Source organism: Nostoc sp. FACHB-152, assembly GCF_014697475.1.
GTDB lineage: Bacteria > Cyanobacteriota > Cyanobacteriia > Cyanobacteriales > Nostocaceae > Nostoc_B.
Genome location: NZ_JACJRV010000022.1, coordinates 80,953 through 88,395, shown reverse-complemented (window position 1 = coordinate 88,395; position 7,443 = coordinate 80,953). Strand labels below are relative to the sequence as shown.

Here is a 7,443-nt window from a genome sequence, read left to right as displayed (position 1 = left end):
TTAAATAGAGCTTATTGCGAATAAATGCTCTTTTTCTTTTACCACAAATTGCTACACTCTTTGTAAGATAAGCATTCTAGACCATTTTGTCCCCCCGCAAGTATCTTTCCTAAGAAACACACGCAATAGGCAAGCTAATTACAGCAGCTTATATCATGTCCGGCTTTACAGTTGTGATCAATGTACATTTGTGCAGAGACGACAAAAACCTCTCCTCTGCACTCCTGCGGCCTTAATCATAAGTCTTTAACCGAACATGATATTAGAGGTTTATATCTAGAATAGATCGCAAGTAATTAATACAACCTCAGCAATAAAATTTTTAGTTGGCTGTTAATTAAGGTATAGGGGTTTGCAGTAGCTCCGACTGAGCAAATTATTTGTTTGGTGAAGGCAATATCACTATTATAATTCTGATGCATATCTATTTTCAATTTTATATCTATTGACAAAAATTACTCCCTTTAATTATATTTTAAGTTGAATGCTAAAAAATTATGGCGTAATCATGTAAAATTGATTAAAAGTGCAATGTTAAATTTTAAAATTATAATTTTAAAATTTAAACATCATCGAAAAACAAATATTCTAAATTAAGATATTATACATCCAAGAACATAAATTTAGTGTTTAAATAACTGGTGCAAAAACTGTAGTAATTTTTAGGAGAAATGAGTTATCAAGATAATTCAGTTTAAATATAAAAACACTAAAATTTTGTAGCATAAAGATGTTTACACAAAGCAATGATGCCACAAAAAGCTTAAAATACGGGCTTACAGATGCAAAGTAGCAAAAACTGACTCTAGAATTCCATTAGCACGTATTAGATAGAAAACTCGCAAAATGTAGATATGCATGAATTGATAAATACAAGTTTTTATGTTAATAGTAAATCATGCTTACGGCACATGATAAATATCATTCTACTGCATAGTCAAAAATTTTATATTACTTTACATATACAAAATAGTGTCTATAAATATCAAACTTAATCAGCTAAATATTGCAAATTTTACTCAAAATATTGGCAATAGAATTAATTAACTCTAGAAAAATGCTAGTTTAGCAACTTAAGTTTTTTCAAATTCAAGAGTTGACATATTGCTATGGCATAAAGCAGTAGCAATTAGTTGTTTTGTTTGTTTTTGGTATACGAGTTCATACATCAAAAGAAAATGATTCTGGTTTTTGAACCAGTGGAGTAAACAAAATGCCTTGGCAATTATCCTCTCAAATTCCAATTAATCCTATCCATGCTGCTGTGGGAAGAACAGGTAAGGTATTGTTCTTTGGAGGTTCTGGCAATGATCCGAGCCAAACAGCATATGATAATTCTCCGGAAGGGGTCAGGCTTTGGGATCCTAATACCGGAACTTTCACCACTCCCAAGATTCCACGGGATGTTAATGGGAACCCTATTGACATTTTCTGTGGAGGTCACTCATTCCGACCTGACGGACGATTGTTGGTTGCAGGTGGAACCCTACAATATGACCCCTTTCGTGGGATAACAGACACCTTTTTATTTGATTTTACTGGCAATAACGGGAATGGCAGTTGGTCAAAAGTGTCATCAATGAACAAAGGCCGATGGTATCCTACCGTCTTAACACTGGGTAATGGTCAAGTTCTTGTCCTCACGGGTTTAGATGTAAATGGCAGCCTCGCTCGCAACCCAGAAATTTATAGTGCTTTTAGTGGGTGGGGCATTTTTACACAACGAACCACGAGTTTGGCTCTTTATGCACACTTGATATTGTTGAGTAGTGGCAAAATTTTTTATACAGGCGCGCAAATGGGGCCCAATAATGGTGTATCACCATGCATTTTAACTTTACCCGCAAATTTTAATGAAGCGATCGCAGAACAGGCAGTATCTGGATTAGAAGCTTCAGAATATGGTAACCAAGCCGCCAGCATATTGCTCCCACCAGCGCAAGACCAAAAGGTGATGATTATTGGCGGGGGTCAAAGCGGTACAGGATTAACGACGAACCGAGTCAATATTATTGATTTCAATGCTAGTACTCCTACTTATAAAGCAGCAGCATCTCTGAAGAATCCAAGGATGCACCATACTGCTGTTATACTGCCCGATCGCACTGTATTTGTGTGTAATGGTAGCAAAGGAGAAGAAAATATAGAAAAATCAACACTCCCAGCAGAGATTTATAACCCAGCTACGAATACTTGGACTGCGGTAGAGACACCCATTGTTAACGGCCGCGTCTATCATTCAGTCGCGGTGTTGCTACCAGATGGTAGAGTAGTTGTCGCCGGGGGAAATCCTCAGCGTGGTACTTATGAAAATCGCATAGAGATTTATAGTCCGGCGTACATATCGCAAACAAGACCCAAAATTAGTAGTGCGCCCACGTTAGCAAACTATAATACAAAAATTACGATCCAAACCAACGTACCTGCAACAAACATAAAATGGGTACATATCATCAGGCCAATGGCACCTACTCACGGTCTAGATACAGAACAAAGGCTAGTAGACCTACCGATTACCTATAGAAGTGGGAATTCTCTCACCGTCCAAATCACGAATAATCGCAACCTTGTAATGCCTGGTTATTATATGCTGTTTGTGGTTAACAATAATAATGTTCCCTCAGTGGCAAATTGGATTCAAATCATGCCCAGTTGAGCTAGTACTTCGTATTACTCATATCAAAAATAGCAGTATCAGCCAATTTTGATGAACTGTAGCAAACAGCAAGTAATTCTGGGAGTTATATATGCAACTAAAGTTAACACGCAGGCAATTTGGTCAGTTAGCAATCTTCAGCACCACAATAGCTGCGGTGGGGGCTGTTATCAACCAAACCCTTGCACAAGAGTCAAACAAAGACCCGGTTATTTTAGGTATAAAAACTGGACTGAGAGACAACAACGCTCCTACCAACCTGGACTCAGATATCATCGACCCCTTTGAAGAAAGCCAAATCACAGAGCCATCCGCGCTACAGCCACTCATCGTGGAGTCTCTTAATGTCCGCACTCAGGAAATCCAGACTCTGCTGACCACTGCGCCAATTTTGGAGACTTGTGAGCGATTGAGTGGTTTTGCATCCATCAATGGCAAACTCATAGCAGCCGCGAGCTATACCTGTACAAGAAAGAAAAAGGATAAAAAAGTTCGTTTAATTGATTTATATTCTCTAGAAAGTGTAAATCTCTCAGGATTGAAAAATAACGAAGACCTTTACCAATTAATGCGCTTGGCCAACGGCTCACTTGGAGGATTAGTCGGCAAAGACAAAGGAAAGGGGTTTTCTCGGATAGTAACTATTGATTTAAACACAGGTCAAATTACAGACCGAAAGAAAGTCCCCGAACAAAAGCGGGTAACTGCTGTAGCAGAGTCTTCGGGCGGAAGTTTATATGGAATCAATACTGATAAGTTAGGGGAAATCGCCTTGTCCCAAATCGGTGATAAGCAATCAAAACAATTGAAATACCGAGGGATGTCTATGAATGATGGTTGTGACGGGTTGGTTTGGACTCCCTCAAACGAATTATACGCCTTGCTTGCATTTAGGTATGAATCTCCCAAATACTTGCATAGGATTAATAGAAGCACTGGAGAGATGGAGAGAATTCAAGGATTTGATGTTGCTAAAATTGCGCTTGAGTAGACATTCATGATAAGTCTTTCACCGGACACGATATTATACGGTGAAATGGTATGAGCCAGGGGAGTGTAAAAGGTCTTTTTTCCCCCTGTTGCCCCTGCTTGCCCTCACCCAAGAATTTTGCTCTGGTTACATTTTGTAACCAGAGCAGCTATCGATATGTATCTGTGGTTTAACTTTTTGAGAACTTCTAAGTAAGTCGGTGAGAAAAAACCTAACTATGTTACGAAAGATTAATTAAGCTAAAAGCCTCTTCTCTTCTGCCTTCTGCTTCTTGCCTCCTGCCTTATCCTGACGATAAATATTCACGACGACCTACTTACTTTATTTAATGGCTTGATAGCGTCCCAAGGCAATTAAAGGAAAATATTGCTGGTACATATGATATTTAAGATAAAAATGACAAGGGAAACCAGTACCAGTAAAGTCAGCTTCAAACCAAGTACCATCTGGCTTTTGAGTTGAGACTAGGTAATTAATCCCGCGTTCAATCGCCTCTATAGAGAGTTTACCAGTTGCTTGACCTGCTGCCATTAACCCAATCAAAGCCCAAGCTGTTTGGGATGCAGTGCTACGCCCTTGTCCTTTGAGGCTGGGATCGTTGTAGGTAAGGCAAGTTTCACCCCAGCCGCCATCAGGATTTTGACAACTGACTAACCAAGCTGCGCCTTGTTCAATGCTGAGGCGATACTTTTGGGGATTAATTAATGCCAATGCAGAAAGAACACCACTAGTTCCATAGATGTAGTTGACTCCCCAACGACCAAACCAGCAACCTTCAGTTTCTTGTTCCGCCATGAGGTAGTTGAGGGCGCGTTCTAAGTTTGGCGGTGCAATGGTTAGGTTACACTCACCTAACATTTCTAGTACTCTGGCAGTAACATCAGCCGTGTTTGGGTCAATCATGGCTTTTAAGTCACCATAGGGTATAGCATTGAGCCATTCTTGATCGTTGTTTAAATCAAATGCAGCCCAACCACCAGGGTGACATTGCATAGATGCAACCCAGTTTAAAGCACGAGCGATCGCAGCTTGTTTTAAACTTTCATTAGGCAGCTTGGCAGCGTGTAAAGCCATGACAACCACCGCCGTATCATCCACATCAGGATAAAAACGATTGTCAAACTCAAACGCCCAAGCACCTGGTTTACCTTGGCGATTCTTCACCGCCCAATCACCATAATCAAGAATCTGCTTTTGGAGTAACCATTCCCCAGCTTTGACCACAGCCGGATGATCTGGTGCAATACCAGACTCTATAAAGGCGCGCATCACCCAAGCTGTATCCCATACAGGTGACACACACGGTTGGACGCAATAGCTATTTTCTGTTTCAATGGCAAAGTTATCAATTGCTTGCAACCCGCGTTCTACAATCGGGTCGGTTGTTTTGTAACCTAGACACCGCAAAGCCAGCATAGAATTGAGCATAGCGGGGATAATTCCGCCCCAATCGCCTGTAACTTCTTGCCTTTCTATAATCCATTTTTCGGCTGCTTTGATGCCTTCTTCGCGGAAAGGCATTAAATTTAGGCTTTCTGCTAACTTAAATCCTTGATCCAAAGTAAGGAATAAATCTGTCCAATCACCTTGACGGGGTAATTCATACTGGACTTTATCAACACCTTCAGTATATAACTCATCTAAGGTAATGCCTGGGTCAATCTGAAAAATAGGTTTACTGTCACAGACGATTAATAACGGTACAGTGCTAGAACGCGCCCAGCTAGACATTTCATAAATATTGACGGGAAAAGCTGGCGGTAACAGCATTATCCAAGGTGGTAGTGAAGGGATACCACGCCAGTTGTAGCAGCCAATTAATGCCAGATGTAGCTTGGTAAAGATGCGAGTTTTACTAACCCCGCCGCGTTGGAGAATAAAATCTCGCGCCCGAATCATAGCTGGGTCGGTTGCTGGTACGCCCAACAATTTCAACGCCATATATGCTTCTACGGAGGTGCTAAGTTCGCCACCATCATCATAAAAAAGTTCCCAACCTCCATGCTGCCGTTGCTGAGAACGCAAGTAGGTTTCAACTTTATGTAATGGCCTGGTTTTATCTGTTCCCCAAATTTTATGCAGCAGGACAACTTCAGCAGTTATGGTGACGTTAGACTCTAACTCTGCCCACCAGTAGCCTGCGGGATTTTGCAGAGAAAGCAGATATTTTTGACTAGCTGCGATCGCATCTGCAACTTTATTGACTTGTACCCTGTCTTGTGTTTGCATCAACTAAAGTGTGAAGTCTGAAGTATGAATTGAAAGATACCACGACAGGAAGTATGAAGTGTGAAGTCTGAACTATGAACTTTGAATGGCAACAGCAGCCAATTAGATAAAGTACATTCACCCTAGCCCCTAGCCTCTCATCTCAAAGAAATGTTGCTCACTAAAACGAGAAACGCTATACAATACCAAGGTTTAATGATTCATCCTTTCTGGAGTCATGGTGGAAATTCTACTAGGCTTGATGATTTTATCCTTGGTAATTTGGTTAGGATTACTAAGTCTGCGGGGACAGTTTTGGCGATTAGACCAAAAATTAGAGGTGACGGAACCACAGCTAAAATCGTTACCTAGTGTATGCGTGGTGATTCCTGCGCGTAACGAAGCTGATGTGTTACCTATGAGTTTGCGATCGCTCCTACTTCAAGATTATCCAGGTAATTTCAACATCTTTCTAGTAGATGATCGTAGCACCGACCGCACAGCCGCTTTTGCTGAAGGAGTAGCCCACGCTTTAGATAAAGCCCAGCAATTGCATATCATCTCCGGTAAACCATTACCTTCTGGTTGGTCGGGTAAACTCTGGGCTGTGGAACAAGGCATTCAATATGTAGAGACGTTATATATAAAGTCTCTACCAGATTATTTTTTACTCACTGATGCAGATATTGCTCACGATATCAGAAATTTGCAGCGACTTGTAGCGAAAGCTGAACAAGAAGATTTAGACTTGGTTTCTGTGATGGTGCGGTTGCGATGTGATACCTTTTGGGAAAAATTTTTGATTCCCGCTTTCGTCTTCTTTTTCCTAAAACTTTACCCTTTTCGCTGGGTGAATAATCCTAAAAATTCGACTGCGGCGGCGGCGGGTGGTTCTATTCTCATTCGGAGAACAGCTTTAGAACGAATTGGCGGTATTCAAGCTATTCGACAAGCTTTGATTGATGATTGCGCTTTAGCTAATGCTGTTAAATCTAGTCATGGCCGTATTTGGTTAGGATTGAGTAATCTAACTTGCAGTTTGCGTCCCTACAATTCTTTGCAAACTATTTGGGATATGGTGGCGCGGACTGCTTATACTCAGTTGAACTATTCACCTTTATTACTACTGGGAACTGTGGTGGCTATGACCTTGATTTACCTAATTCCACCACTGGGTTTGCTCTTGGGCGTAGTGTTGGGTAATTGGATAATTGCACTCACAGGTTTATCTGCATGGTTATTGATGGCTATAGCTTATTTACCAATTATTCGCTTTTATAAATGCTCACCTTTGTTTGCTTTTAGTTTACCTGCGATCGCCTTTCTCTACACTTTAATGACTATTGACTCAGCTATCCGCCATTGGCAAGGGCGCGGCGGTGCGTGGAAGGGACGAGTTTATCCTGGTTAAGAGTTATCTTTTCTCTGAATATCATTAGAAAATTTAAAAGTAGCAAAAAATACAATATTACCTATATATTCAGATGTTTTAAAAAACACAATCCTTCTTAGGATTATTTTTCAGCAAGCTCTAGAAATTAATACTCATCACATACCAATGATCTTCAGATCCCCGGCTTCTCAAAGA

4 protein-coding genes are annotated in these 7,443 nt (G+C 40.6%); 3 read left to right on the top strand and 1 reads right to left on the bottom strand.

What is annotated here, in order from left to right:
• Positions 1-1,213 precede the first annotated feature (1,213 nt).
• Both H6G76_RS17400 and H6G76_RS17395 read left to right on the top strand, forming a co-directional pair.
• The gene (locus tag H6G76_RS17400; protein WP_190703059.1) at positions 1,214-2,656 is read left to right on the top strand and encodes a galactose oxidase-like domain-containing protein; all 1,443 of its coding nucleotides are present in this window, start codon (positions 1,214-1,216) and stop codon (positions 2,654-2,656) included.
• Between the two features lie 91 nt (positions 2,657-2,747).
• A complete protein-coding gene (locus H6G76_RS17395; protein WP_190703056.1) occupies positions 2,748-3,647 on the top strand; it encodes a hypothetical protein in 900 nt (299 codons plus the stop codon).
• Positions 3,648-3,968: 321 nt separating this feature from the next.
• On the opposite strand, the gene shc is transcribed toward H6G76_RS17395, so the two are convergent.
• Complete coding sequence (gene shc, locus H6G76_RS17390; RefSeq protein WP_190703054.1) at positions 3,969-5,876, bottom strand: squalene--hopene cyclase; 1,908 nt, start codon at positions 5,874-5,876, stop codon at positions 3,969-3,971.
• A gap of 217 nt (positions 5,877-6,093) precedes the next feature.
• Between shc and H6G76_RS17385 the strand changes: the two genes are divergently transcribed.
• Positions 6,094-7,266 carry a glycosyltransferase gene (locus tag H6G76_RS17385; protein WP_190703051.1) on the top strand — a complete coding sequence of 391 codons (1,173 nt, stop codon included), beginning with the start codon at positions 6,094-6,096 and terminating at the stop codon, positions 7,264-7,266.
• Positions 7,267-7,443 lie beyond the last annotated feature (177 nt).

Excerpts from the sequence above, each read along its gene's own strand:
- H6G76_RS17395 (WP_190703056.1), top strand. The coding sequence starts at position 2,748 with ATGCAACTAAAGTTAACACGCAGGCAATTTGGTCAGTTAGCAATCTTC.
- H6G76_RS17385 (WP_190703051.1), top strand. The coding sequence starts at position 6,094 with ATGGTGGAAATTCTACTAGGCTTGATGATTTTATCCTTGGTAATTTGG.
- shc (WP_190703054.1), bottom strand. The coding sequence starts at position 5,876 with ATGCAAACACAAGACAGGGTACAAGTCAATAAAGTTGCAGATGCGATC.
- H6G76_RS17400 (WP_190703059.1), top strand. The coding sequence starts at position 1,214 with ATGCCTTGGCAATTATCCTCTCAAATTCCAATTAATCCTATCCATGCT.